We start from the raw sequence: 24,879 nt of genomic DNA on the forward strand, positions 1-24,879 counted from the left end.
CGTTGAGAGCGAAGCGGAATTCAAAGACCTCGTTCAGGAAACTTTTGAGAAAATAACGAAACGCGTCAGCTTCGCAAAGAAGTGGTGTGAACAGTTCCTTGACTTTCGAATGTTATCTTAATCATTATGGCGGCGGGTATCGCCGTCGCGGTGGGCGGGATGGTGTCGATGTCGTTCGGTGACTTCCTCAGCGGCGTGGCGGTCGGCCCCCGTCCGCTGTACGGAAACGCGCTGGCGTTGACCGGGGCGGTCGCCGCCGCGGGCTACGTGTTGGCCGGGCGGTCGCTGCGGCAACGCATCTCGCTCGTCCCCTACGTCACGGTCGTGTACGGCGTCTGCGTGCTCGTCTTGCTCTCGTTCGTCCTCGCGGCGGGACATCCACTTACGGGATACCCGCCTCGGGAATGGCTCCTGTTCGTCGGCCTCGCGGCCGGTCCGGGACTACTCGGCCACACCGTTCTCAACTGGGCGCTCGCACACCTCGAGTCGAGCGTCGTCTCCGTCTCGCTGCTCGGCGAACCGGTCGGGGCGACGCTGCTCGCCGTCGCGTTCCTGTCGGAGACTCCGACGCCGGCGACGGTCGTCGGCGGGTGCGTCGTTCTCTTGGGGATATACGTCACGGCGGCCGCTGACCGGTGACAGCGTTTTCAGCGTCGATATTTTGGGGTAAACGTTGAAACCGTCTGGCCGGTTGATTAAGATATGGACCGGCGAACGGTCGTCGCGTTTGTAGGAGACAATGCCCGCGCGAGCGACCGCGTAACGCGCGCGGTCGACGCCGCTTGGAAGGGGCCCGACGGACCGACGGTTCGGACGTTCGCCCCGGCCGATCTGGGTGAGGAACGTGACGACGAGGGCCCGCTGAACGACACCTGCGGTGTCGTCGTCACCGCCGCGGCGGCGGCCGACGACGCGGTAACGGAGCGGCTCGCGGCGCTCCCGTCGAACGTGCCGGTGATCGCGCTCGTCGAGGACGCGACGACGGAGACGATCCGCGCCCTGCTGGCGGCCGGCGTCGACGACGTGGTCACCGTCGACGACTGGGCGCTGTCCCCCGACGAGAGCGACGCCGTCCGGTCGCTCGCCGAACGCCTCGCGGGACTGTTAGAGCCCGACCGCGTCCAGCTCGGAACCGACGATGTCGCTCGCCTCTCTGAGGTCTTGCTCGACGCCGGGACGACGCTGATGAGCACCCGCACCGACGAGGTCGGAACGAAGATCGAGTGGACGATGGAGAACGTCGGCGAGCACGCCGAGCTCGACCGGATAATCTGTTACCGAGAGGAGGACGGGCAGTTCGTGCCGGCGTACAGCTGGTGTCCCGACGGCTTCGACCCCGCCCCGAGGCGGTTCGATGACTTCCCAGACCCCGACCAGCTGTCGACGTTCGGCAACGTCGCTCGGGGGGCGGCTCCTCCGCGCGGTGAAGACGTCTCGACCGCTGACACTGACGAGGCGGGTCCGCCGGCGACGGTTCACGTACCGCTCGTCGTCGACTGGGAGCTGAGCGGAATCGTCGCTTTCGAGTCCGACGACTACCGGACGTGGACCGACGACGAGGTCGACCTGTACCGTACTCTCGGGGATCTGGTCGCGCACACGATCGCGCGCAACGACCGTCGGGCGGCGCTCCGCCGACAGGCGGAACAGCTCGAGCAGTTCAGTGCGGTCGTCTCACACGATCTCCGGAATCCGCTAAACGTGCTCTCGGGGTACCTGTCGCTCTCCGAGGACGAGCTGACGCCGTCGCGATACGATGCCATGAGCGGCGCGGTCGACCGCATGGAAACGCTGATCGACGATCTGCTCATGCTCGCGCGGCGCGGGGAGGCGATCGGCGAGACGGAGTCGGTTCCGATCGAGGCCGTCGCGAAAGACGCGTGGGCGTCCGTCCGGTCGCCCGAGGCGACGCTCACTATCGCGGATGAGGTCGGTCAGGTCGAGGCCGACCCGGGACGACTCCGGCAGGCGCTGGAGAATCTCTTCCGGAACGCGATCGATCACGCGGGCCGGGATGTGGCGATAGAGATCGGCCCGCTCACCACGGAGGACGGCCGCCGCGGGATGTACGTCGCGGACGACGGTCCGGGGATACCGGTCGAACTCGCCGACACGGTCTTCGACTCCGGCGTCTCGTCCGCCGACAGCTCAGGGATCGGGCTGGCGATCGTCGACCGGATCGTGGAGGCCCACGAGTGGGACATCGAGGCCCGAAACGACGACGGCGCGGTCTTCGAGCTCACGTTCGGCGCGAGCGCGACGCAGGTCGCGTCGGCGTAGCGGATTCGCTCGGTGTCGGCGGCGGCTCCGTGACGCCGTTATGCGTCGGAGAACCGGTCGACGGTGCGCCGGTGACGGTCTCGGAACATGCCCTCGAACCCGATTTTCGCCGCGGGTCCGACGAAGTCGCCGAGCGGGCCGAGCGGCAGTCGATACGCGACCGTATCGACGAGCAGGGTCTCGTCCCCGTCGGCGTAGAACGCGTGGGTGTGCTGCCACCGTCGGAACGGTCCGTCCTCCATCTCGTCGACGAACCGCGCGGAGCGCTCGGGCGGGGTCTCCCCGTCGGGGTCGCGCTCGACGATGCGCGAGGTCCACCGCTGACGCGGGCCCGCTCCGAACGGTCGGACCGACATCTCGATCGCCGATCCGGCGACGAGAACCCCCGGATCGGACTCGCCGTCCGGTCCCTCCACGCCGTCGATGCGGAGGCGCATCCAGTCGGGGGTGAGTTCGCGCAGTCCGTCGACCGTGGAGTGGAACGCCCACACGTCTTCGACCGGAGCGGGCACCCGAATCGTCCGCCTGTACGTCGGCATACGTCCGGTATGGTGCGGTCGGACAAAAAGCCGTCCACGGCGGGCCGCGACCGAAACTCGCATGCCTGCGCGCGCGCTGATCGAATACGATGGAACGCGGGGCGATCGACGTCGGCGATCTGGCTGGACCGTTCGACCTTCAGGCGACCCTCGAAAGCGGCCAGAGTTACCTCTGGAACCGGTCCGACGGCGACACGTACGACGAACTTCACGCGCACGGCGGCGACGCGTGGTACGAGACCGTCGTCGATCCGATCCCCGGGGTGACCGACGAGCGCGTCGCGGTGCGGGTCCGACAGGAGGGAGGCGTCCACGACGGCACCCTCCGCTGGGAGGCGTCGACGGACGTTGAGCCGCTGTTGACGCACCTGCTCCGGCTCGACGACGACCTCAACGCGATCCTCGACGCCACGCCAGATCTGCCCCTGCTGGAGCGCGCGTACGACGCCTACGAGGGAATGCGACTGACCCGCGACCCGGTCTTCCCGTGTCTGATCTCGTTCATCTGTTCGGCCCAGATGCGGGTTGCCCGGATCCACGGGATGCAGCGCCGGCTCCGAGAGACGTACGGGGACGCAGTTCGACTCGACGACGAGACGTATCGGGCGTTCCCGACGCCCGAGCAGCTGGCGGCGCGGACGGAGGACGAACTCCGTGATCTCTCCTTGGGCTACCGCGCGCCGTACGTCCAGCGGACCGCGGAGATGGTCGCGACGGGCGAGGCCGACCTCTCGGAAGCGGCCGATCTCCCCTACGAAGAGGCCCGCGAGTCGCTCACGCGGTTCGTCGGCGTCGGTGACAAGGTCGCCGACTGCGTACTGCTGTTCTCGCTGGGATTCCTGGAGGCGGTGCCGTTGGACACGTGGATCCGCACCACCATCGAGGAGTATTACCCCGACTGCGACCGCGGGAGCTACGCCGCGACCTCCCGCGCGATCCGCGAGCGCTTCGGGGGCGAGTTCGCCGGCTACGCCCAGACGTACGTGTTCTACTACCTCCGCGCCGGCGGCGAGTGACCGGCGCGGCGCCCGGAGTCCGGCGCGGCCGAAGTTTGATACTCGTTCGCGTGGTACGCACAATCGTGAGGGACTGTCGAGTCGTCGTCGAGGCCGCGGTCCCGGTGTACGACGTGGAGACCGCCGACGAGGCGGTCCGGATCGCCATCTCGAAGACCGGTGAGATGCTCAACCCGGACCTCAACTACGTCGAGATCGACACCGGGACCCGGACGTCGCCGAGCGGCGAACCGCTCGATCCGGCGTTCGTCGCGGCCGACGAGGCGCTCGTCGCCTTGGAGCTCCGGATGGACGTGTTCAACGTCGACCGCGGCGAACACGCCAGCCACGTCGCGCGAAAGGAGATCGGGAAGCGACTCCGCAACATCCCGCTGAAGGTCCTTACTGTTACCGAGATCGGTCCCGAAGAGAGCGACCGCGCCGACGACGCGTCGACCGCGACAGGGAAGTCAGCGTCGGGCGACGAGGAGTCGAGCCGCAGCGACGGATCGGCACTCAGCGGCGGCGAGGAGCACGAGGAGTTCTGAGCCGGTCGCCTCCGTGCTGCCGGCTCTCGACGGGAGCGGCTGCGACGCTGGTCGGCGTTTGGTGCGGTCGGCGAGGAGCGGTACGCGGTAAACGTCTCAGTCGGCCGTCGGGGCCAGCGGCTCCGATTCGGACGACTCCATCGGCTCAGTGATTCCCTCTGTCAGCTTGAAAACGGCCGCCTTGTGGTCGGTCTTCGATTTGTGGATCGACGTCGGTTTCACGCCCAGTTCCTCGTAGGCTTCGAGGTCAACGTCGTCGTCCCAGAACTCGCACTGTTTTCGTACCTCCGCGAGGAGACCGTGAAGATGGATGAGCTCCTGCTTCTTCATGAGTACCAGTCCTTTGCTACCGGAGGTTTATATTATTATCTTGAGTAACGTTACCACACTATCCGCGTATTTCGCGAGTAGCAACGCGGAGAAGTGGGTTCTCGATAGATCGTTCAGGATCGTTTCCCGCGATCCGCCGCTACCCGAGGTCGACGACGATCAAAAAGTCGTTCGCGAGACGCCGACCGTGTGCGGTCGGGGCTCCGGTCTCAGGGGTGGTCGAGCCCCCGACCCGGCACGGCGCTACTGGAACTGTCTGACGGCTTCGAGGTCGCGCTCGGTTCGCATGAACTCGGTCAGGCGCCGCGTCGCGTGACACGCCGGACAACTGAAGTTAGACCGCAGGTCCTGAAGCTCGGCCGGGTTGTCCTGCCACTCCTTGCCGCACTCCGGACAGACGAGTCTGACGAACGCATCAACCATGTCACCCTGTACAGTCGGCCGCGTTAAAAACGTGGGTGGCGATCGGGGGTCGAGTGTCGAGCCCGACGAGACCGACATCGAACCGAGTTCCTGACGGCGCCTCAGGCGCTCGCGGCGCCGCTCGCGTCGAGGAGCTCCTTGTATCGATTCCGGATGGTGACCTCGCTGATGTCGGCGACCTCCGAGACCTGACTCTGCGTCACCTTCTCGTTCGACAGGAGCGCGGCGGCGTAGACGGCGGCGGCGGCCAGTCCGACCGGCGACTTACCGCTCGTGATCCCGGCGTTCGCGGCGTCGTCGAGCAGTTCGCGTGCGCGCCGCTCCGTCTCCTCCGAGAGGCCGAGCCGCGAGACGAACCGCGGGACGTAGCTCGTCGGGTCCGCCGGCTGGACGCGCAGTCCGAGCTCACGGATGACGTACCGGTACGTCCGCGTGAGCTCCATCTTCTCGACGCGGGAGACCGTCGTGAACTCGTCGAGGCTCCGCGGGTTCCCCGCCTGCCGGGCTGCGGCGTACAGCGAGGCCGTCGAGACGCCCTCGATGGAGCGGCCGGGAAGCAGGTCCTCGTCGAGCGCGCGGCGGTAGATGACGCTCGCGGTCTCGCGGACGTTGTCGGGGAGGCCGAGGGCGCTGGCCATGCGGTCGATCTCGCCGAGCGCCTGCTTGAGGTTGCGCTCCTTGGAGTCGCGGGTGCGGAACCGCTCGTTCCACGTCCGCAGCCGTTGCATGCGGCGTCGCTGTCGGCCCGAGAGCGACTTGCCGTAGGCGTCCTTATCCTGCCAGCCGATGTTCGTCGAGAGCCCCTTGTCGTGCATCATGTTCGTCGTCGGAGCGCCGACCCGCGACTTGCTGTCCCGCTCGTTCGAGTTGAACGCGCGCCACTCCGGCCCGCGGTCGACCGAGTCCGCCTCGACGACGAGCCCGCAGTCGTCACACACCGTCTCGCCGTGCTCCGTGTCGGTCGCGAGCCGACCGCCGCACTCGGGGCAGGTCGTGGTGCGCTCGCGCTCGCTCTCCGTCGGCTCCGCGACGGCCGCCGACTCCGACGCCCTCGTTCGCGTGCGCTCGCCGCCCGCGGACGCGTCCGCGGAGTCCGCCCGTCCTTCCCGTTCCGTGCCGCCGTCGCTGTAGGTATGTGTCTCTGTCATGGGTGTGCTCCGACGATCCCCCGACGAAAATACAGCGAGGTCCGCGAATCGCCAGCTCGTTAACGTATAGTTAGTCGCGAAAGTATATAAATGTATCTATAATTGAGCGCGGCGTTGCGACCGGAAGCGGCTTCATACGTCGGTGTACGCGGATATGTGACCTCGACCTCGTCCTATCCGCGATCGGTGATGTCCCGGAGCGGAGTCGTGCGACCGTATTTATACTTCACTCTCAGTGACCGCCCCCACGCAGCGAGGCCGGTCCTCGACTCAAGGGGCCGGTCGGCGCCCCACCCGAGGTCCGTGTGCCTGAGAGGCCACCGGGTACAGCGCCGACCTCGCTCGCACCGTCGACCGTCACCGCTCGTCGACCGCGGCGCGCGCGAGCGCGCCCGCCAGCACCTCGGTCGCCGCGGCGCAGTCGTCCCAGTCGGTCCACTCTCGGGGGTTGTGCGAAATCCCGTCGCGGGACGGAGCGAACAGCAGCGACGCGTCCGTGACGCGCGCGACCCGCATCGTGTCGTGCGCCGCGCCCGAGTGGAGGTCGATCGCCTCCCGCCCGGCGGCGTCGGCGGCGCCGTGTGCGGCCCCGCGGAGCCGGTCGCTCATCGGCGTGGGCGCAACGTCGAACGGTCGCTCGAACGCGGTCTCGACGCCCCGCTCGCGCTCCAGCCGCGCGAGCGAGTCGCGCGCGGCCTCGACGATCGCCTCCATGGATCCGGCCTCGACGTCGCGGATATCCACGCCGGCCTCGACGCGGCCGGGAACCACGTTCGTCGCGTTCGGCGCGACCGACAGCGACCCGACGGTGCCCACCGCCGAGGGCGACGAGGACGCCACGACCTCGTTCGCGGCGGCTTCGACGTCCAACACGAACTCGCTCGCGGCCGCGAGCGCGTCGGTCCGCTCGTCCATCGGGGTCGCGCCCGCGTGGTTCGCCTCGCCTTCGATCGCTGCCTCGCAATGGGTGATCCCGGTGATCGTCGTCACGACACCGACCGCCGCGCCCGCTTCCTCCAGCGTCGTGTCCTGCTCGATGTGGAGCTCGTAGAACGCCGCCCACGACGCGGGATCGAGCGTTGTCGGGTCGCCGTCGTCGTCGGTCGGCGTGGCGGCGTCGACGGCGTCGCCCCCGCGGTAGCCGATCCGGTCGAGCGCCTCGCCGAGCGTCTCTCCGCCAGCGTTCGACAGCGCGAGCGCGTCGTCGAGCGCCGTCTCGCTGGTCGCGACCGACGAACCGAGGAGCCCGTTGCCGAAGCTGCCTCCCTCCTCCTCGGTGAAGCTGACGACGGCGACCGGTCGGTCCGGCTCGGCCCCTGCGTCGCGCATCGCGCGGACCGCCTCCAACGCGGCGTACACCCCGAGCGGGCCGTCGAAGATCCCGCCCTCCGGCACGCTGTCGAGGTGGCTCCCCGAAACGACCGGAGCCGCCTCGGGATCGGCGCTCGCCGGGACCCACGTCCCGAGGACGTTTCCGACCGCGTCGACCGCGACGTCGAGACCGGCGGCTCGAAGCCGTTCGACCAGCCGGTCCCTGGCGCGACGGTTCGCCTCGGATCCAGTGCGATTCGTTCGCGCGTGCGCGTCCGGATCGCCCGTTTCGACGCGGCCGAACGCCGCATTCGCCTCGATGTCCGCGCGGAGCCGGTCCGCGTCGACTGGGAGCGTCATACCTGAGCCGGGCGCTCCGCGATCAAAACGGTTCGGGCTCCGGCGGTCGCGTCGAGGCGGGTGTCTGGGCGGTCACCTCCCGAGTGGCCTTCACTCCCCGCGCCGCGCGAGCCAGTAGCCGGCCGAGCCCAGCCCGAGTCCGGCCGCGAACGCGCGGCTCGCCGCCTTCCCGTCGATCGACCGCTCGGCGGCGACGCCGAGCGCCGCCCACGCCAGCGCGATCCCGAGGCTTCGTGCCGGGCCGCCGCGGAACCGCCGACAGCCCGCGGTCGCCCGCGCGTGACGGTAGAGGTAGCCGACCGCGAAGCCGGTCGCGAACGGTGCCGCCGGAACCCCCTCGGTGTCGGTCCGCGACAGCGCGAGCAGCGCGAGGCCGCAGCAGAGCTCGGTCGTGGCACCCGCTGCGCGCACGACACCGACCATGCGTACCGTTCACATCCGTCACTCATAGCCGTTTCGCCGGGAGCGCCTTCCGATCCCGAAGACACTTTGCGCGCGGCGTCGTGGTGTCAGCCGGCATGTCCCCGTTGCTCCTCCAAGGCGCGGCGGCCGGTATCGCCCTCTTAGTCAGTCTCGGGTTCCTCGTCGTCCACCTCGCGATGATCGTGTGGACGTACTCTGACGCGCAGAGCCGCAGCGAGCACCCGCCGATCCTGTGGGCGCTCGTCGTGTTCTTCGCGCCGCTTCTCGGGATCCTGCTGTACCTCATCATCGGGCGGGACTCCTACTGAGCCGCCGTCTCACGCACCGGGGCCGACGAGTGGTTCCCGGCGCCGATCCCGCCGGAGGACTCACACGCCCTTGAGCACGCTCGTCACGCCGACGCTCTCGGCGACGACCCACGCGACGAACAGCCCGTAGGCCGCGAGCAGCGCGTACGACTCGCGCTCGTTGAGCGCGAGGCTCGTCCGGAGCGTCACGAACAGCAGGACGGTCGCGACCGTCAACACGCCGAGCATCGGCACCGCCGTCGAGAAGTTGACGGCGACCTCGCCGACGATCAGCACGCCGAGCGGGATAGCGACGAGCAGGTCGAACGTGTTCGATCCGAGGACGTTTCCGAGGCTCGTCGTCCCCCGGTTCTCGCGCGCCGTCCGGACGCTGACCAGCGTGTCCGGGAGGCTCGTCGCTGCCGCGACGACCGTGACGCCGGCGAGGAACTCCGGGACTCCGAAAGTGACGCCGAGCGACTCCACCGACGCCACGAGCCGCTCGACGGTGACGACGATGACCGCGAGCCCGCCGCCGAGCTTCGCCCACTCGCGCCGAATGTCGATCCCCTCGCGCACGCGGTCTATCGCCGCGTCGTCGACGTCCTGATACTGGATGAAGAGGTAGAGACCGTACAGCGCGAGCGGGATGACCGCGAGCGAGCGCGGCAACGTCCCGACGATCGGGTCCGTCGACACCGGGAAGTAGATGACCGCGAGCGCGAACGTCACGACCAGCGCGGAGACCGCCAGCATGTAGAACTGCGCCTCCTTGTACACGATCGCCCGGTTGGCTTCCAGCTCGTCCTCGCCTCCGAGTCCGGCGGCCGCGGGAATCACGAGAACGTTGAAGATGGCCGACCCGACGAGCGCGCCCACGCCCATGTCGAAGACGCCGGTGAGAGCGGTGACCAGCACGCTCACGAGCTCCGGGAAGCTCGATCCGACCGCGACGACGATCGACCCTTGAACCACCTCCGGGAGCCCGTAGTACCCGGACAGCGTCTCGGCGGCCTCCTCCAACCAGCCGCTCCCGAGCCAGATGAACGCGGTCGCCGCGGCGATCACGAGGACGTGGACGAGTGGCGAGTCGGGGAGGGCGCCCGTCACGGCGCTAGCGCACGTGCTTCCCGGCCAGCTCCCACAGCCGGTCCGCGATCGCGTCGTCGAGGTCGTCGCGGGCGACGCGCCACTCCCAGTTGCCGTCCAGCGTCCCGGGCTCGTTGAACCGGGACTCGCTGCCGAGCCCGAGCAGGTCCTGAATCGTCGCCACGGCGAGGATCGCGTCCGAACTCCACACCTCGTCGATGATCGCCCACTCGGGCGGCTCGTCGGGGTCGCTCCCGACGTTGTACCGGAAGCAGTCGCGCTGCTCGGCGGGGAGGTCCTCGAAGTAGCCGGCCCACGTGTCGGTGTCGTGCGTCGAGGTGTAGCCGACGACCCCCTCGCCGTAGTGCATCGGCTGGTACTCGTTCCCCTCCGCGCACCAGTCGGCGTACTGCGGGACGCGCATCCCCGGGAAGCCGAACTCGGCCATCAGCTCGTCCATCGCCGGGTCCTCGAAGCCGAGGTCCTCGGCGATGAACGGAGCCGCGCCGAGCTCGCGCTCGACGGCCTCGAACAGGTCGCGGCCCGGCCCGTCGCGCCACTCGCCGTCCGCGGGGTCGTCGCTGTCGGCGGGGATCGCCCAGTACTTCACGAAGCCGAGGAAGTGGTCGAGCCGCGCCACGTCCGCGAGGTCGAACAGCCGACGGAACCGGTCGAGCCACCAGTCGTACCCCGACTCGGCGAGCCGCTCCCAGTCGTACAGCGGGTTCCCCCACCGTTGGCCGGAATCGCCGGCGTTCGGCGGCACGCCCGCGACCGCAGTCGGACGGTTCCCCTCGTCGAGCCGGAACGCCTCCGGGCTCGCCCACACGTCGGCGGAGTCGAGCGCGACGTAGATGGGCACGTCGCCGACGATCGATACGCCCTCATCGGCGGCGACCGCGCGCAGGTCGTGCCACTGGCGGTCGAACGTCCACTGGACGAACGCGCGGAACCGGACCTCCGCGGCGTGTTCCTCGCGCGCCTCGGCCAGCGCGTCCGGGTCTCGCGTGCGCAGCGGCGCGGGCCACTCCGTCCACACGTCCTCAGGGCGGGCGTCGGAGAGCGCCCTGAACAGCGCGTAGTCGGCCAGCCACGGCTCGCGCTCGCGAAACGCGCCCAGCGCGGCGCGGTCCTCCTCGGTCGCCCGCTCCTCGAACTGCTCGAACGCGGTCCGCAACAGCGGGAGCTTGTACTCGCGGACCGCGTCGTAGTCGACGCGGTCGGTCGGGAAGTCGGGGACCGGCCGCAGGTCCCCCTCGTCGAGCCAGCCGTCGTCGACGAGCCCCTCGGGGTCGACGAACAGCGGGTTGCCGGCGAACGCGGACGGCGACTGGTACGGCGACTCCCCGGCCACGGAGAGCGTCGGCCCGATCGGACAGATCTGCCAGTGGTCGACGTCGGCGTCGCCGAGGAACGAGAGGAAGTCGCGCGCGCCCTCGCCGAGGTCGCCGATCCCGTACGCCCCCGGTAGCGAGGTGACGTGACAGAAGACGCCGTCGGAGCGGTCGAATCGCATAGGCCACCCTGCGCCCCCCACTGACTTCAAACGTTGCGTCCGGGGATCGCGTCGCGGCGGCGGAGATCGTCACGACTGGCCGCTCACTCGTCCGCGACCGGACGGCCACTCTCCGGCCCGCCGTTCACTCCTCTGCGACCGGCACCACCGCCACGTCGTCGACGCGGACCCGCTTGGTGCCCTCGCCGTCTTCGACCACGCACCGCTCGCCCGTGACCAGGTCGCGCTCGCCGTGAGCGACATCGATCGCGACGCTCGCGTCCGCGGGCGCGAAGTTGAGAACGACGATCAGGTCCTCGTCGCCGTCGTGCCGGCGGAACGCGACCACGTCGTCCGGGTGGACGTCGCCGCTCGCGACGATCGGCCGCTCGGAGAGGTCGCCGCTCGCGACGTGGTAGCCGACGCGCGACACGTCGCCCTCCGGCCCGAGCGCCGGGTGGTCCCGTCGGGTCGCGAGCAGTCGCTCGTAGCGGTCGCGGACCTCCTCGCGCGCGTGGTCCCACGCGATCGCGTCGCGCCGGCCGCGCTGACCGATCTCCTGGCCGGCGTACACCATCGGGACGCCGGGCAGCGTCATGATCGCCGCGCCCGCGGCCGCCGCGGCGGCGTCGCCGCACTCGACGCGGTAGCGCGTCTCGTCGTGGTTCTCGATGTACTGGAGGAACTCGGCGTGGTCGGGGAACCCGATCTCCGCGCGCTGGTCGACCGCGTCGAGGACGCTCGAAGCGGGTTCCGCGCCGCGACCGACCTGGCGGAGCTGGAAGTACAGCGTCGCGTCGAAGTGGACGTCGAACATCCCCTCGTGGAAGCCGGGGATGTACGGGATCGTCTCGTCCATCAGGAGGAACTCGCGGTCGATGTCCTTCACGCGGTCGCGGAGTTCGCGCCAGAACGAGTCCGGGACCGCCCACGCCATGTCGCAGCGGAACCCGTCGACCAGCGGGGCCCACTCGTCGATCACGTCGAGGAGGAACCGCCGCACGTCGAGGTTCGCGTGGTTCAGGTTCGCGATAAGCTCCCAGTCGAAGTAGGTCCCCGGCTCGCCGGACTCGTGCCACTCGTAGCGGTCGCGGTACGGCGACTCCGGATTCTGGTAGGCGTCGCGGAACCACTCGTGGTCGCGGGCCGTGTGGTTGGCGACGAAGTCGAACAGCACGCGCATCCCGTGGTCGTGGGCCGTCTCGACGAGCGCTTCGAAGTCCTCGCGCTCGCCGAGGTCGTCGGCGGTGTCGAAGAAGTCGACGATGTTGTAGCCGTGTGGCTTCCCGTCGTGCCCGAGGACCGGCGTGAGCCAGAGCGTGTCGGCGCCGAGCTCCGCGATCCGGGGGATCCGCTCCGCGATGGCGTCGAACGCCGCGCCCTCGTCGGCGTCCGCGAAGGTGCGGACGAACACCTCGTAGACGGAGGCGCTGCGAGTCCACGCCGGCGGGTCGTTGAGTCGGAGCGTCTCGAAGTCGGGCGCGTCAGGGGTCAGCACGGCCTCGCCGCCGGCGTCGGTCGCTCCCGGCGGACCGTCCCCGGCGCGCTCGACCGCGGCCGCGTCGGCGACGCTCACGCGCGGATCCTCTCCCGAGTCCCGCGCGACCGCGACGGCGTGAACGCGGAGGCGGTCAGGAACCGCGTCGAGGGGGACGCGGAGTTCGCGGCCGCCGTCGCTCACCCGGAGCGCGTCTCGCGGGCTCGTGCGGCCGTCGGCCACCGCGGTCTCGACGTCCCGGTCGTCGACGACGAAGGTCACCGAGAGGTCGTCGGCGTCGAACGCGGACTCCGGGTTCGGCGTCGGCGTCGCGGTGAACACCGCCTCTCCGGCGCCCGAGCGCGTCTCCTCCCCTCCGGTCTCGCCGCCGGTCGACTCGGCGTCGTCGCCGAACGCGACGCTCGCGTCCACCCTGACCCGCGGCCGACCCACGCCCTCGTGCCGCTCCCGCGCGGCGTAGTCCACCGGCGCGTCGTCCGCGTCGCGGTCCCGTATCGCGGTCCCGCTGCCGCCGGCGACGTCGACGCCCTCGTAGCTCGCGGGGAACGCGCGGACCGTGAGCAGGTGGTCGCCGTCCGGCGCGTCGAGCCCGAGCAGGTAACGGCCCGGAACGTCGGGCGTGAACGCCGTTACGGCGTCGTCGCCGACGGTCGCCTCGCTGCCGGGCGGGGCGTCGGCGACGCGCCAGGCGTACGTCGCGTCGGGGTTCGGGTCTCGCGGAGCCAGTTCGGTCTGCTCGCCGGTCGCGAGGAAGCGCGGGGGTCCGGGGTGGTGCATGTGACGCCAATTAACGCCCGGGGCCTTCGGTGTTGCTCTTGTTTCGGTGAGATCTGCGTCGCGCAGCGTCCGTTCGGATACCGGCCGCGGTCGTCAAGGCTTTTACTCCGGCAGTCGCAGAGCGGGTATGCGACTGCGTACCGCCCTTACGGAGCACGAACGTCGGCGCGGGGAGCGCTACCCGGCGGAACACTCGATGACCGCCGGCGCGTTCACCGGCGACGACGGCCGACTGGTCCACGTCGGACCGGACGGGACCGTCCACGACTGTTCGTACTCCCTCTCCGAGGTCGGCGGGGCCGACCGCCTGCGGATGGGGATCACCGCCGGGCGCGGGGTCCGCTGGTTCGACGACCTCGAGACGACCCGCCAGCACTACGACGGCGACACGCCGCTCGTCGAGACGGAGTACGACGCCGGCCGCTACACCATCCACCAGTTCGACCTCGTCGTGAGCGACACGCACCTCACGCACGTCGAACTCCGGGGATCACCGCCCGCCGACGCCGAGGTCGTCGCCGCCTACGCGTTCTCGCCGGACATGGTCGAGGGTCGCGTCGGTAACATGGTCCACGACGGGGCCGGCCCCGAGGACGGCGGCGTCGTCGAGGTGTACCACCGCACCGAGCACGACTTCCTCACCGCCTCGACCGGGCTCTCGAACGCCCACGGCCAGCGCCTGCGGACGATTCCGGAGCTGCTCGGCGAGGCCGACGACGGCTTCCCGCACCGCGGCGAGATCGACCGACGAGAGGACTCGCGGCTCACTCCCGACGTGGTCGTCCGCGCCCCCTTCGAGCGCGACGGCCGCACGGAGCGCGTCACGCTCGCCGGGCGAGCGGTCGTCGACCGCCGGGCCGCCCGCGACACCGGTGACGACGCGAAGGACGCGCTCACCGACGGGGTCGACCGCCAGCGCCGCATCGAGACGGTCTCGAACATCGCCACCGCGTACCCCGACGCGGACGACCTCCGCGAGGCCGCGGACGGGCGCGGACCGGACGTGCCCGCCGACGCCCCGCGACGGTCGGTGATCGCGGGCGACCTCCGCGCGCTCGACCTGCTCACCGCGGAGTCCGGGGGCCGGATCGCCGCCCCCGAGTTCGACCCGTTTTACTCCACCTCCGGCGGCTACGGCTACACGTGGTTCCGCGACGAGGCGACCGTCTCGACCGCGCTGCTCGACGCGAGCGAGGAGCTCGGCCTCGACGCCGACGAGGAGCTGCTCGCGGCCGCGAGCTTCTTCTGTCGGACGCAGGACGCCGACGGCTCGTGGCCCCACCGCGTGTGGGCTGACTCCGGGAAGGTGGCCCCCGGCTGGGCGAACGCCCGGATCGAGGGCGCGAACGCGACCCCCGGCCCGAACGATCAGCTCGACCAGCCCGCCACGGTCGTCGCGTTCCTCGCGACCCTCCGCCGCGAGGCCGACCTCCCCGAAGAGTGGCGCGACCGGATCGACGAGACGATCGCCGACGCCGTCGACTTCCTCTTCGAGACGACCGAGGACGACGGGCTCCCCCGCCGCTGTCAGAACTGCTGGGAGAACGCGCTCGGCCGGTTCACCCACACCGGCGCCGAGTACCTCCGGGCGTTCGCCGCGGTGGCGCGCGCGCCGGTCGACGAGGCACTCCGGGCCGACGCGGCCGACGCCGCTGACACCGCGCTCTCCGGGCTCAACGCGCGCTGGAACCCCGACACGGAGCGGTTCCTCCAGCGCGCGAGCGAGGAGGACCAAGACAGCCGCGCCGACGCCAGCACCTTCGCGCTCGCGACCGCGGCTGCCGAGTACGCCGCCCTGCTCGACGAGACGCCGGCGGCCGACGACGACGCGCCCGACGACGCCGCGGCCACCGACGGCTCCGGCTCGGTCGACACTGTCGCGGCGAGCGAGTTCGACCGCTTCCTCGACCGCGTCAACACCCACGTCCGGCAGTCGATCGACGCGCTCCGGCGCGAGACGTCCGCCGTGGAGGGGCTCGTGCGGTTCACCGGCGACGACTGGCGCACCGCCGAGCAGGGCGCCGCGAAGGTGTGGTCGATCGCGACGCTGTGGGGCGCGACCGCGGCGGCGACGCTCGCGGGCGTCGTCGAGGACCGCGGCGGGACCGCGGAGCCGCTGTTCGCCGACGCGCGCGACCTCTACGCCCTCTGCGAGCCGGACGGTCCCTTCGTCAACGAGGCCGGGCTGTTCGCGGAGCAGGTGTTCGACGACGGGGACCTCGACAGCGCGACGCCGATCGCGTGGTCCCACGCGCTCCGCATCGACGCCACGGTGACGCTGGCGAGCCGCGGCGAACTCCCGGTCCCGCACGACCGCGAGACCGGCCCGGAGGCGGCGCCGCACTGGACCACGGGCCGCAAGTTCGGCGTCGGTACGCCCGCCGACTACGACGCCGACGATCCGGTCCCGGTGTGGTTCACTCTCACCGAGGGGGCCCTCACCGAGGCGCGGTTCCCCCGGATCGACGTGATGAACGTCCGGACGTTCGACTTCCTCGTGGCCGACCCCGACTCCGAGTACGCGATACGGACCTTCGCCGAGACGGGCCACGTCTCGGCGACGGAGACGATCGAGCGGACGACCGAGCCGGCGGCCGACGACGCGCTGGCGTACGTCCAGACGATCCGCGAGACCGGCGACGGCCACGGCCACGGCTGGACGCTCACCGTCGAGTACGCGGTCGACACCGACGGCACCGCGATCCTCGCCGACGTCCGGTTCGAGGGGTCCCGCGAGTACGACGTGTACGCTCTCGTCGACGCCACCATCGCGAACGTCGGCACCGACGACCGCGCCGAGCGGGTCGCGGGCGACGCGGGGGCGCACCTCCTCGCGCGCAAGGACGACCCGGACCGCGACCCCGGGAAGCTCGTCGACGACGAGGGCGAGCCGTTCGCCCCCGCGCTCGCGCTGGCGAGCGGCGACGGGTTCGACTGGGCGAGCGCGCTCGCGGCCGACGGCGACGCCACCGACGCGCTGTTCGGCGACGGCGAGCGCGTCGAGGAATCGCCCGAGGCGGTCGGCAACGTCGTGCTCGCCGGTCTCGTCGGCAGCGGCGAGTCGCTGCGAGACACGGTCGCGCTCGGGTTCGCCGAGGACTCGGACACGGCGGGCGCGCTCGGCGAGGCGGAGGGCGCGCTCGCTCGCGGGTTCGACGACGCCGCGGCGGCGTACGCGCAGACGTGGCGCGCGTGGCTCGCCGACCGTGAGCTTCCCGACTCGGTCGCCGGCGACCCCGGCCTCGCGGCGCAGTATCGGTTCGCGCTGATGACGCTGGCGGCCGTCGAGGACAAGGCCCACGACGGCGCGGGGATCGCCAGCCCGTCGGTGCCGTGGGGCGAGACCGAGTACGCCGCCGAGAACCGCGGCTACGGCTACAACTTCGTCTGGTCGCGCGACCTCTATCAGGTGTTCACGGCCCTGATCGAGATGGACGAGCTCGAACGCGGCGCGGACGCCTTGGCCTACCTCTACAACACCCAGCAGGACGACGACGGATTCCTCCCGCAGAACACCTACATCGACGGCCGGACCCGGTGGGGCGGCGAGCAGATGGACAACATCGGCTTCCCCTCGGTGATGGCGTGGCAGCTGTACGAGCGCGGCGTGACGCTCGACGACGCCGGCTACACGTACGACCAGGTCGCCCGCTCGCTCGATTACATCGCCGAGAACGGTCCCGAGACGGCACAGGAGCGCTGGGAGGAGGAGGCCGGCTACTCGCCGTCGAGCATCGCGGCCGAGATAGCGGGCCTCGTCTGCGGCGCGGCGCTCGCGCTCGCCGAGGCCGACCGGCGCGAGGAGGCGGACGGCGACGGCGCCGAAACGCCCGACTCCCTCCGTGCGGACGCGCTGGCGTGGCTCGCGCTCGCCGACGACTGGACCGCGCGCGTCGAGGAGTGGTGCGCGACCTCGACGGGGACCGACCGCCACGATCGGACCCCGTACTACATCCGGATCACGGCCGACGGGAACCCCGACTCCGGCCGACCGCGCACCATCGCCAACGACGGGCCGACGTACGACGAGCGGGAGATAATCGACGGCGGCTTCCTCGAACTCGTCCGGCTGGGGATCAAGCCCGCCGACGACCCGGTCGTCCGCAACTCCGTCTCGGTCGTCGACGACTCGATCCGGGTGGACACGCCGCACGGCGCCGCCTGGTACCGCTACGTCGGCGACGCGTACGGCGAGATCGCGGTCGGTGACCCCGGCGCGCCGTGGGCCGGGACCGGCGACGGCCGCGGGCGTCTCTGGCCGATCTTCACCGGCGAGCGCGGCGAGTACGAGCTGCGCGCCCGCGCCGACGGCCCCGACGCCTTCGGCGGGACCGACGAGGATGCGCTCGAACCCGAGGCCCTGCTCGAGACGATGGCCGGGTTCGGCAACTCCGGGCTGATGCTCCCCGAGCAGGTGTGGGACCGCGAACACCCGACGAAGTACGGCTGGGAGTTCGGCGAGGGCACCGGGGGGGCGACCCCCCTCGCGTGGTCGATGGCCGGCTTCGTCCGGTTGGCGCACGGCGTCGACGCGGACGAACCGGTCGAGACGCCGGCGGTCGTCCGGGATCGGTACGTCGAGCGCGACCGCCCCGCAGGCCCCGACCTGACCGCCACGGCCGAGTTCGTCGAGGACGCGGTCGTCGTCGCGGGCGAGACGGACGCCGAGTCCGTCGCCGTCCACACCCGAAAGACCTCGCGGCTCGTGACGCCCGACGACGACGGTGCCTTTGAGGTCGACCTCGACGCCGCGACCGATGCGGGCACCGTCGTGGTCGCGGCCGCGACGGACGAGGCGTTCGAGGCGGCCGGCACGTCGGTGGAACGGCTTCGGCTCTAGGTCGGGCGGTCCCGGTCTCCGGCTCGGCTTACCCGAGCGCGTTCACGTCGACGCTGCGGACCCCGCCGTCGACCTCGATCTCGACCGTCGAACCGACGCGCTCGCGCACGGTCTCGCGCCACGCCTCGACGCTCTCGGCGTGTCGCTCGCGACGCGTTTCGAGGTCGGCGTCAGGGAGTTCGGCGGCCGTGTCGTCGACTTCGGGGTACGGGGGCACGTCCGCGACGAGGTCCCTGGGGTCAATGTGGAGCGGCGCGGGTGCGTCGTCGGAACCACCGTTCCCGTTATGGCCTCCATTCCCGCCGGCGTCGAGCGCGTGGAGCCGTGCGCGCATCCGCCCGGAGAACGGCGGCGTCGCGCGGAGGACGACCTCGCGGTCGCTCCGGAGCGTGGCCTCGAGCGCGTTCGCCACGTCCTCGCGGTGAACCGCGATCGACCGGATCCGGTCGGGACCGGCCGCGTCGTCCGCCGACTCTTCAGTCATCGTTCGCCGCCCACTCGGCGTCCGAGAGCGTTCGCTGGACGGCCTCTTCGCCGACCGCGCCCGCGAGGTGCTCGAAGCCGGCGCGGACGCCGCGGTCGCCCGCGTTCGCGACCAGCCGCGAGACGATGAACTCCGGCGTGGACTTCCCGACCGTCTCGAACCGCGGCTGGTAGTCGACGCGGAGCTCCAGGTCGTTCGTCAGCCCCTCCGCGAAGATGCCGTCGATCCGTGCGGCCTCGGGCAGCGGACTCAGGTCCTCGGCGAGGTGCGTGACGTAGACGCCGAGCGCGCCGCGGTCGACGGTGAGCGTCACCAGCCCGTTCAGCAGGTCGGCGGCCCGGCCCGGCTCCGTGATCGCCTCGAACTCGTCGACGAGCATGAGCGTCCGGCCGTCCGCGACCAGCGGCGGCACGACCGACTTCAACGTCGACTCCAGCACGCCGGCGTTGAACGACGCGTGTCGGCGGTGGAAGACGATCCGGTCGAACGTCCCGACCTCGGCCGCGTCGGCGGGCACGGGCAGCCCCATCGATGCGAGCAGCGCCACCGCGCACAGCGTTTCGAGGAGGGTCGTCTTCCCGCCGGAGTTCGCCCCGGTGAGGACGCTCACGCGGTCGCCGGTCGGCGGCGCGTCGGCGCTTGCGACGCCCGACGCGTCAGCGAGCGAGTGCGAGCCGACGCCGTACGAGACCGGCTGGACGTCGCCCCCGAGGAACGGGTTCCGCGCGCCGCGCACGGCGATGCCGTCGTCGACGAGCGTCGGGCGGACGTGCCCGTTCTCCGCCGCGAACCGCCCGAGCGACAGCAGGAAGGCGGCGTCCGACACGGCGGACGCGGCGCGGGCGACGGCGGTGTCGCCGCCGTCGTCCGCTCCGTCGCCGCCGGCGGCGGTCGCGTCGTCTCTCCCCGCGGACTCGTCGCCCAGCCGCTCGCGGATGTCGGCCGCGACGGCGGCCTCACGCTCCTCGACGGCCGCTTCGAGTTCGACGACGAGGTCCCGCAGCGTCCCGGAGACGAAGTCGGCGGCGTCGAGCGCCTCGTCGGGCGACGCGGCCCGGACCGTCGCGGGCTCGACGCCCGTCTCGCTCGCGACGTGGTCGATCGTCGCCGCCTCCAGCGCCTCGAAGTCGCGGAGGCTCCCGTCGCGGACCGATTCCAGCACGTCGAACGCGGAGTCGGCGAGGTCGCGCGCCGCGGACAGCTGCTCGCGGAGCCGGTCCAGCTCCGCGTCCGCGCCCGCCGCGATCTCGATATCGTCACCGTCGAGCCCGCCGGCGGGGTCGATCGACCCCCGAACGTCGGCGAGCGCGTCGGCCGCGTCGCGCAGGCGGTCCCCGTCCAGCGCGCCGATGTCGGCGAACGGTCCCGCCGTCAACCCCGCCTCGCGGAGCGCGACGGCGGTCTCGACCGCGGCCAGGTCGGAGCCGGCGGCCTCGTCGTACGCGTCGAACGCGTCCGCGACCGCCTCCCGGTCCGCCTCGTCGAGGTCGGTCCACGCGTCGCGGGCGGCGACGACCCGGTCTAATCGTGCCTCGACGGCGTCGCGGTCGAGGAGCGGGGTCAACACCCGAATGCGGTCCGCCGCGTGCGCGGTCAGCGCCGCGTCGGCCGCGAGCCCGAGGAGGTCGTCGTACACCGAGCGCGCGTCGCCAGTCGCGAGCACGTCCATCCCGGCCTCCCCGTTCGCCCGGCGGAGGATGCGGGTCGCGCGGCCGCGGTGGAGCCCGGCGTCGACGAGCGCGCGGACATCGGCCGACTCGATCGCCTCGACCGCCCGCTCGGTCCCGAGGGCCTCGGCGAGCCGCTCGCTCGTCTTCGGCCCGATCCCCCAGTAGTCCTGGAGTCGCATACCCCGTGGTGTGGCCCCGGCATCTTGGCGCTTTCGTCGCTCGCGTCGCCGACGGCGACCCCGCGAGAACGTCGGCGCGAGTTCCGTCCCCTCGCCGTCGGTTCCGCCACGGCAGCGTTCATACCGCGCTGACTCCTACTCGCGGCCATGGCCACGGAGATCGCGGACGGCGTCTGGCGACTCGACTGCGGCGGAGTCAACGCGTACCTCGTCTTCGACGACGTGCCGACGCTTGTCGACGCCGGGACGCCGTGGGACGAGGGCGCGATCCGAGAGGGCCTCGGCGACGCCGGCGTCGATCTCTCGGCGATCGGGCGCGTCCTCCTCACCCACTACGACCTCGATCACGTCGGGACGCTGGCGGCGCTGACGCCGGAGCTCGACGCGCCGGTCCACGCCTACGGCTTCGACGCGCAACTGCTGCGGGGCTATCGGACCCCCCCGCTCGGGAATCATAAAGGGCTGATACAGCGGCTCGGCGGACTCGTCACCGATCTCCCGGAACTCGAAATCGTCGGCGTCCGCGACGGCGACGCGATCGGCTCGTTCACGGCGTACCACACGCCGGGCCACACGCCCGGCCACGTCGCCTACGTCAGCGAGGAACTGGGCGTCGCGCTGCTCGGCGACCTCGTCTCGGAGTCCGACGGCGAGTTGACGGAGTCCGGCTGGGTGATAAGCTACGACACGGGCGCGGTCGCGGCGAGCGTCCGGTCGCTCGCGGAGCGCGCCCCCGCGTTCGACGTCGCCTGTGTCGGACACGGCGACCCGCTCGCCTCGGGGGGTGACGAGGCGCTGCGCCGGCTGGCGGCGACGCTCTGAACGCCGCCTAGCGCGACTGCCGGTAGATGAGGTTGCGCTGGATGTCGTTGGCGCCCTCGTAGATCACCGGGATGCGCACGTCGCGGTAGACGCGGGCGATCCGGCGCTCGGTGAGGTTCGACCGGCCGCCGTGGAGCTTCATCCCCTTCTCGGCGCAGTCGGTGGCGACCTCGGTGGACTTGGTCTTCGCCAGCGCGGCCCAGTAGCCGGCGTCCTCGCTGTTCGCGACCTTCTCGCAGGCGCGCCAGTTGAGCGCGCGCGCCGACTCGAAGCCGATCCGCATGTCCGAGACCGTGTGCTGGACGGCCTGGAAGTCGTCGATGGTGCGGCCGAACGCCTCGCGCTCGTCGATGAACGCCTCGGCCTCCTCGATGGCCGCGGCCGCGAGGCCCAGTCCGTGGCCCCCGACGATGACGCGGCCGTGGTTGAAGAAGTCCGCGAGGGCGTAGAACCCGCCGCCCTCGCTGCCGACGACGTTCTCCTCGGGGACGAAGCAGTCCTCGAAGACGATGTGGCCCTGCTTCGACGCGCGCATCCCCATCTTCTCGGGGATGTGCTCGGCCTCGTAGCCGTCGGAGTCCGTCTCGACGATGAACAGTGTGTAGTTCGAGTAACGGTCGTCGCTCTCGCCGGTCTTGGCGTAGACGGTGAGCCAGTCGGCCTCGACCGCGTTGCCGACCCAGTACTTCTCGCCGGTGAGCTCGTAGCCTCCCTCGACCTTCTCGGCCTTCGTCGTCATGCCCGCCAGGTCGGAGCCGGTCTGCGGCTCCGACACCGCGAGCCCCGAGAGCTGTTCGTTCTCGGCCACCGGCCGGAGGTACTTCTCCTTCTGCTCCTCCGTGCCGTAGTCCTCGACCATCTCCGCGCCGAAGCTGGCGAGCTGGAGGGTGAGCGCGATGCCCGCGTCCGCGCGGTAGAACTCCTCCGCGATGGCGAGCACCTGCGCGAGGTCGAACCCTTTCCCGCCGTACTCCTCGCCGATGTCCTGCGCGACGAGCCCGGCGTCCATCCCGGCTTCGAGCACCTCCCACGGGTACTCGCCGGTGTCGTAGTACGACTCGGCGTTCGGTGCGATGTACTCGTCGGCGAACTCGCGGGCCTCCTGTTTGACGTCTCGCGCGCGCTCCGGCACGATGCTGTCGTCGAGCAACTCCATACCGACCCTGTGGACCCCGTGGACAAAACCTTCGTGGAACAACGAAGAACTCCGGGCGAGTTCACGCGTCGTCGACCGCGTCCGTGTCGCTGCGTTCTCCGTCAGCGCCCGCCCTCGCGTCGCCGTCCTCGTCGCCGCTTGTCTCCACGTCGCCGTCCTCGTCGCCGCCCACCTCCGCGTCGCGTCGCGTGACTCCCTCCGATCCGGCCGCGACCTCGTCTCCCTCGGTCGCATCCGACGAAGGCTCTCCGTCGGCCACCGTGCCGCCTTCGAGCGCGCCCGCGTCGTTCGCTCCTCCCGCAGCGTCGTCCGCCTCGCCGCCCCCCGCTGGCCGGTCGTCCGAGTCAGGCTCCGCGGCGTCCGACTCGTTCCCCGCCGCGTCCGACTCCGCGGGCGGTTCCGCGGGGTCGGCTGGCTCGAACCCCGCGGTCTCGAGGTCGGGGTTCCCGCGCGGGTCCGTCCCGTGTTCGCGGAGGAGCGCGCGCGTCGCCTCCCTGTCGACCGTCCCCGAGACCGTCCGCGGCAGCTCCGCAGTGTACGCGATCGTCTTGGGGATCTTGAACCGCGCCAGCCGCTCGCGGGCGAACTCGACGAACGCCGCCTCGTCGATCGGCGCGGGACCGACGGATCCGGCCCCGGTGGCCGACATCGCGGCCTCGCTCTCCGCGTCGCCCCCGTCCGCGCCGTCGCCTTCCCCGTCGGTCACCGAGGGATCGATCTCTGGGACCGCGTCGTCGACGGCCGGGTCGGCGGCCGCCGACCGGAACTGGTCGCCGACGGCGACGAGCGCGGCGACGCGCTCGCCCCACACCTCGTCGTCGAGCCCGACCACCGCCACGTCGTCGACGTCGTCGTACTCCCGGAGCACGTCCGCGACCTCCCCGGGTTCGACGTTCTCGCCGCCGCTGATGATCCGGTCGTCGACGCGGTTGAGCACGTGGAGGTAGCCGTCCTCGTCGAACCGCCCGACGTCGCCGGTTCGGAGTCCGTACGGGCCGAAATCGGAGCGGTCGAGGTCCGCTGTTTCGATCCCGTTCACGCCGACCGACCCGGTGGAGGACGCGTCGCCCCCCTCGACCGCATCGGTGGTTGACGCGCCCGCACCGTCGACCGCGTCCGGGTCGCCGCCGTCCTCGACGAGGTACCCCGGAGTGATCGTCGGCCCGCTGACGACGATCTCGCCGGTCTCGCCGGGGTCGACCGGGTCGCCGCCGTCGACGACGGTCACGTCGGTGCCGAACAGGGGTTTTCCCACCGTGCCGATCCGGTCTCTGGTCTGTCGGGGCGTCGCGGTCGTGATCTGCGACGCGGCCTCCGTCATTCCGTACGTCGGGTAAACGGGGATCGAGTAGTCGCGGCACCGTTCCAACAGCTCCGCCGGCGCTGGCGCGCCCCCGAGCAGGACCACCCGAAGCGAGTCCGACAGCGTCCCCCGCCGGTTGAGCATCCGCCGGAGCATCGTCGGGACGAGCGAGACGCCGGTCACGTCGTAGGCGTCGATGTCGTCGGCGGTGCCGCCCGCGTCGAACCCCTCGCGTAACACGAGGGTCGTCCCGTACAGCACCGACCGGTACACCGGCGCGAGCCCGCCCATGTGGTGGAGCGACAGCGACACCAGCCAGCGGTCGTCGGCCTCGACCCCGAGGCGGAACGCGGAGGCGACCGCGGAGCTGTACACGTTGCCCGCGGTCAGCGGGACAGGCTTGGGTTCGCCGGTGGTCCCCGAGGTGAACAGCACGCAGAGCGGGTCCTCGAACGACCACTCCGGGGGATCGAGCGACGCCGGATCGACGTCGTGGATCCCAGTTACGTCCGCGTCCGCCGGGTCGTCCACGGAGTAAACGGGGACGCCCTCGATCTCGGACACCGCGGCGGTCGCGGTCGATTCGGTCGGCTCGGCGCAGACGACGGCGTCGAGGTCGGTCCGGTCGATCCGCGCGGCGATCTCGCGGGCGGTCAGCTCCTCGCCGAGCGGGACGAACGTGGCGCCGATCCGCATCGTCGCGTGGACGAGGCCGACGGTGCCCACGTACGGGGGCGTGAGCACGCCGACCCGGTCGCCCTCGCCCAGTCCGTGCGCGACGAGTCGCCCCGCCGTCTCGGCGACGAGCCGGTCGAGGTCTGTGTAGCTCCACGCCTCGCCGTCCTCGGCGCGGACGAGGGCGGTCCCGTCCGGCGACGAGACCACGCGGTGAGAGAGCCAGTCGCGCATCGGTGTCACCCCC

The 24,879-nt window shown here is 71.2% G+C and carries 19 protein-coding genes and 2 pseudogenes; 8 read left to right on the forward strand and 13 right to left on the reverse strand.

Annotated features, from left to right (window positions below):
- The 3 genes and pseudogenes from EXE52_RS12615 to EXE52_RS12625 form a co-directional block, all read left to right on the forward strand.
- Nucleotides 1-121 (forward strand): annotated as a pseudogene (locus tag EXE52_RS12615) (IS630 family transposase); the annotation flags it as partial.
- 5 nt (nt 122-126) lie between these two features.
- Nucleotides 127-639: pseudogene (locus EXE52_RS12620) on the forward strand (DMT family transporter); the annotation flags it as partial.
- A gap of 63 nt (nt 640-702) precedes the next feature.
- Nucleotides 703-2,280 carry a HAMP domain-containing sensor histidine kinase gene (locus EXE52_RS12625; protein WP_049929310.1) on the forward strand — a complete coding sequence of 526 codons (1,578 nt, stop codon included), beginning with the start codon at nt 703-705 and terminating at the stop codon, nt 2,278-2,280.
- Between the two features lie 38 nt (nt 2,281-2,318).
- Here EXE52_RS12625 and EXE52_RS12630 read toward each other — a convergent pair whose 3' ends face one another.
- A complete protein-coding gene (locus tag EXE52_RS12630; protein WP_086216557.1) occupies nt 2,319-2,819 on the reverse strand; it encodes an SRPBCC family protein in 501 nt (166 codons plus the stop codon).
- 89 nt (nt 2,820-2,908) lie between these two features.
- Between EXE52_RS12630 and EXE52_RS12635 the strand changes: the two genes are divergently transcribed.
- Complete coding sequence (locus EXE52_RS12635; protein ID WP_049929312.1) at nt 2,909-3,835, forward strand: DNA-3-methyladenine glycosylase; 927 nt, start codon at nt 2,909-2,911, stop codon at nt 3,833-3,835.
- Nucleotides 3,836-3,900: 65 nt separating this feature from the next.
- On the forward strand, nt 3,901-4,362 hold the full coding sequence (locus EXE52_RS12640; RefSeq protein WP_089307538.1) for a DUF555 domain-containing protein: 462 nt from the start codon (nt 3,901-3,903) through the stop codon (nt 4,360-4,362).
- Nucleotides 4,363-4,458: 96 nt separating this feature from the next.
- On the opposite strand, the gene EXE52_RS12645 is transcribed toward EXE52_RS12640, so the two are convergent.
- The 5 genes from EXE52_RS12645 to EXE52_RS12665 form a co-directional block, all read right to left on the reverse strand.
- Entirely contained in the window at nt 4,459-4,692 is a 234-nt protein-coding gene (locus EXE52_RS12645; RefSeq protein WP_004598519.1) for a UPF0058 family protein, read from the reverse strand.
- A gap of 243 nt (nt 4,693-4,935) precedes the next feature.
- Nucleotides 4,936-5,115 carry a hypothetical protein gene (locus tag EXE52_RS12650; protein ID WP_049929314.1) on the reverse strand — a complete coding sequence of 60 codons (180 nt, stop codon included), beginning with the start codon at nt 5,113-5,115 and terminating at the stop codon, nt 4,936-4,938.
- A gap of 101 nt (nt 5,116-5,216) precedes the next feature.
- Nucleotides 5,217-6,263 carry a transcription initiation factor IIB family protein gene (locus EXE52_RS12655; RefSeq protein WP_089307539.1) on the reverse strand — a complete coding sequence of 349 codons (1,047 nt, stop codon included), beginning with the start codon at nt 6,261-6,263 and terminating at the stop codon, nt 5,217-5,219.
- 357 nt (nt 6,264-6,620) lie between these two features.
- Complete coding sequence (locus EXE52_RS12660; protein WP_089307540.1) at nt 6,621-7,934, reverse strand: Zn-dependent hydrolase; 1,314 nt, start codon at nt 7,932-7,934, stop codon at nt 6,621-6,623.
- A gap of 90 nt (nt 7,935-8,024) precedes the next feature.
- Nucleotides 8,025-8,357, reverse strand: coding sequence for a hypothetical protein (locus tag EXE52_RS12665; RefSeq protein WP_049929317.1), 333 nt, complete (start codon nt 8,355-8,357; stop codon nt 8,025-8,027).
- Between the two features lie 95 nt (nt 8,358-8,452).
- Here EXE52_RS12665 and EXE52_RS12670 point away from each other — a divergent pair, with 95 nt between their 5' ends.
- Nucleotides 8,453-8,665, forward strand: coding sequence for a PLDc N-terminal domain-containing protein (locus EXE52_RS12670; RefSeq protein ID WP_049929318.1), 213 nt, complete (start codon nt 8,453-8,455; stop codon nt 8,663-8,665).
- Between the two features lie 60 nt (nt 8,666-8,725).
- Here EXE52_RS12670 and EXE52_RS12675 read toward each other — a convergent pair whose 3' ends face one another.
- The 3 genes from EXE52_RS12675 to malA all read right to left on the reverse strand — a co-directional run bounded on the left by EXE52_RS12675 (nt 8,726) and on the right by malA (nt 13,503).
- Nucleotides 8,726-9,754 carry a sodium:calcium antiporter gene (locus tag EXE52_RS12675; RefSeq protein ID WP_089307541.1) on the reverse strand — a complete coding sequence of 343 codons (1,029 nt, stop codon included), beginning with the start codon at nt 9,752-9,754 and terminating at the stop codon, nt 8,726-8,728.
- Nucleotides 9,755-9,758: 4 nt separating this feature from the next.
- Nucleotides 9,759-11,249, reverse strand: a complete 1,491-nt coding sequence (malQ, locus tag EXE52_RS12680) for a 4-alpha-glucanotransferase (protein ID WP_049929320.1) — start codon at nt 11,247-11,249, stop codon at nt 9,759-9,761.
- A gap of 124 nt (nt 11,250-11,373) precedes the next feature.
- Nucleotides 11,374-13,503: an alpha-amylase MalA gene (malA, locus tag EXE52_RS12685; RefSeq protein ID WP_089307542.1), complete on the reverse strand. Its 2,130-nt coding sequence runs from the start codon at nt 13,501-13,503 to the stop codon at nt 11,374-11,376.
- A gap of 127 nt (nt 13,504-13,630) precedes the next feature.
- On the opposite strand from malA, the gene EXE52_RS12690 reads away from it, so the two are divergent.
- The gene (locus tag EXE52_RS12690) at nt 13,631-18,343 is read left to right on the forward strand and encodes a glycoside hydrolase family 15 protein (protein ID WP_199239150.1); all 4,713 of its coding nucleotides are present in this window, start codon (nt 13,631-13,633) and stop codon (nt 18,341-18,343) included.
- Between the two features lie 28 nt (nt 18,344-18,371).
- Here the strand turns inward: EXE52_RS12690 and EXE52_RS12695 are convergent, their stop codons facing one another.
- Both EXE52_RS12695 and EXE52_RS12700 read right to left on the reverse strand, forming a co-directional pair.
- Complete coding sequence (locus tag EXE52_RS12695) at nt 18,372-18,827, reverse strand: hypothetical protein (protein ID WP_049929323.1); 456 nt, start codon at nt 18,825-18,827, stop codon at nt 18,372-18,374.
- Nucleotides 18,820-20,676 (reverse strand): DNA mismatch repair protein, encoded by a 1,857-nt coding sequence (locus EXE52_RS12700; RefSeq protein WP_089307543.1) that lies wholly within the window; start codon nt 20,674-20,676, stop codon nt 18,820-18,822. Before EXE52_RS12700 ends, EXE52_RS12695 begins: the two co-directional genes overlap by 8 nt.
- Before the next feature lie 147 nt (nt 20,677-20,823).
- On the opposite strand from EXE52_RS12700, the gene EXE52_RS12705 reads away from it, so the two are divergent.
- A complete protein-coding gene (locus EXE52_RS12705) occupies nt 20,824-21,498 on the forward strand; it encodes an MBL fold metallo-hydrolase (protein ID WP_049929325.1) in 675 nt (224 codons plus the stop codon).
- 7 nt (nt 21,499-21,505) lie between these two features.
- Here the strand turns inward: EXE52_RS12705 and EXE52_RS12710 are convergent, their stop codons facing one another.
- The gene (locus EXE52_RS12710) at nt 21,506-22,654 is read right to left on the reverse strand and encodes an acyl-CoA dehydrogenase family protein (protein WP_049929326.1); all 1,149 of its coding nucleotides are present in this window, start codon (nt 22,652-22,654) and stop codon (nt 21,506-21,508) included.
- 61 nt (nt 22,655-22,715) lie between these two features.
- Nucleotides 22,716-24,866 (reverse strand): AMP-binding protein, encoded by a 2,151-nt coding sequence (locus EXE52_RS12715; RefSeq protein WP_089307544.1) that lies wholly within the window; start codon nt 24,864-24,866, stop codon nt 22,716-22,718.
- Nucleotides 24,867-24,879: the final 13 nt, after the last annotated feature.

This window comes from Halorubrum sp. CGM4_25_10-8A, assembly GCF_005435025.1.
Taxonomy (GTDB): Archaea; Halobacteriota; Halobacteria; order Halobacteriales; family Haloferacaceae; genus Halorubrum; species Halorubrum ezzemoulense.

Excerpts from the sequence above, each read along its gene's own strand:
- EXE52_RS12625 (WP_049929310.1), top strand. The coding sequence starts at position 703 with ATGGACCGGCGAACGGTCGTCGCGTTTGTAGGAGACAATGCCCGCGCG.
- EXE52_RS12630 (WP_086216557.1), bottom strand. The coding sequence starts at position 2,819 with ATGCCGACGTACAGGCGGACGATTCGGGTGCCCGCTCCGGTCGAAGAC.
- EXE52_RS12635 (WP_049929312.1), top strand. The coding sequence starts at position 2,909 with ATGGAACGCGGGGCGATCGACGTCGGCGATCTGGCTGGACCGTTCGAC.
- EXE52_RS12645 (WP_004598519.1), bottom strand. The coding sequence starts at position 4,692 with ATGAAGAAGCAGGAGCTCATCCATCTTCACGGTCTCCTCGCGGAGGTA.
- EXE52_RS12650 (WP_049929314.1), bottom strand. The coding sequence starts at position 5,115 with ATGGTTGATGCGTTCGTCAGACTCGTCTGTCCGGAGTGCGGCAAGGAG.
- EXE52_RS12655 (WP_089307539.1), bottom strand. The coding sequence starts at position 6,263 with ATGACAGAGACACATACCTACAGCGACGGCGGCACGGAACGGGAAGGA.
- EXE52_RS12660 (WP_089307540.1), bottom strand. The coding sequence starts at position 7,934 with ATGACGCTCCCAGTCGACGCGGACCGGCTCCGCGCGGACATCGAGGCG.
- EXE52_RS12665 (WP_049929317.1), bottom strand. The coding sequence starts at position 8,357 with ATGGTCGGTGTCGTGCGCGCAGCGGGTGCCACGACCGAGCTCTGCTGC.
- EXE52_RS12670 (WP_049929318.1), top strand. The coding sequence starts at position 8,453 with ATGTCCCCGTTGCTCCTCCAAGGCGCGGCGGCCGGTATCGCCCTCTTA.
- malQ (WP_049929320.1), bottom strand. The coding sequence starts at position 11,249 with ATGCGATTCGACCGCTCCGACGGCGTCTTCTGTCACGTCACCTCGCTA.
- malA (WP_089307542.1), bottom strand. The coding sequence starts at position 13,503 with ATGCACCACCCCGGACCCCCGCGCTTCCTCGCGACCGGCGAGCAGACC.
- EXE52_RS12690 (WP_199239150.1), top strand. The coding sequence starts at position 13,631 with ATGCGACTGCGTACCGCCCTTACGGAGCACGAACGTCGGCGCGGGGAG.
- EXE52_RS12695 (WP_049929323.1), bottom strand. The coding sequence starts at position 18,827 with ATGACTGAAGAGTCGGCGGACGACGCGGCCGGTCCCGACCGGATCCGG.
- EXE52_RS12700 (WP_089307543.1), bottom strand. The coding sequence starts at position 20,676 with ATGCGACTCCAGGACTACTGGGGGATCGGGCCGAAGACGAGCGAGCGG.
- EXE52_RS12705 (WP_049929325.1), top strand. The coding sequence starts at position 20,824 with ATGGCCACGGAGATCGCGGACGGCGTCTGGCGACTCGACTGCGGCGGA.
- EXE52_RS12710 (WP_049929326.1), bottom strand. The coding sequence starts at position 22,654 with ATGGAGTTGCTCGACGACAGCATCGTGCCGGAGCGCGCGCGAGACGTC.
- EXE52_RS12715 (WP_089307544.1), bottom strand. The coding sequence starts at position 24,866 with ATGCGCGACTGGCTCTCTCACCGCGTGGTCTCGTCGCCGGACGGGACC.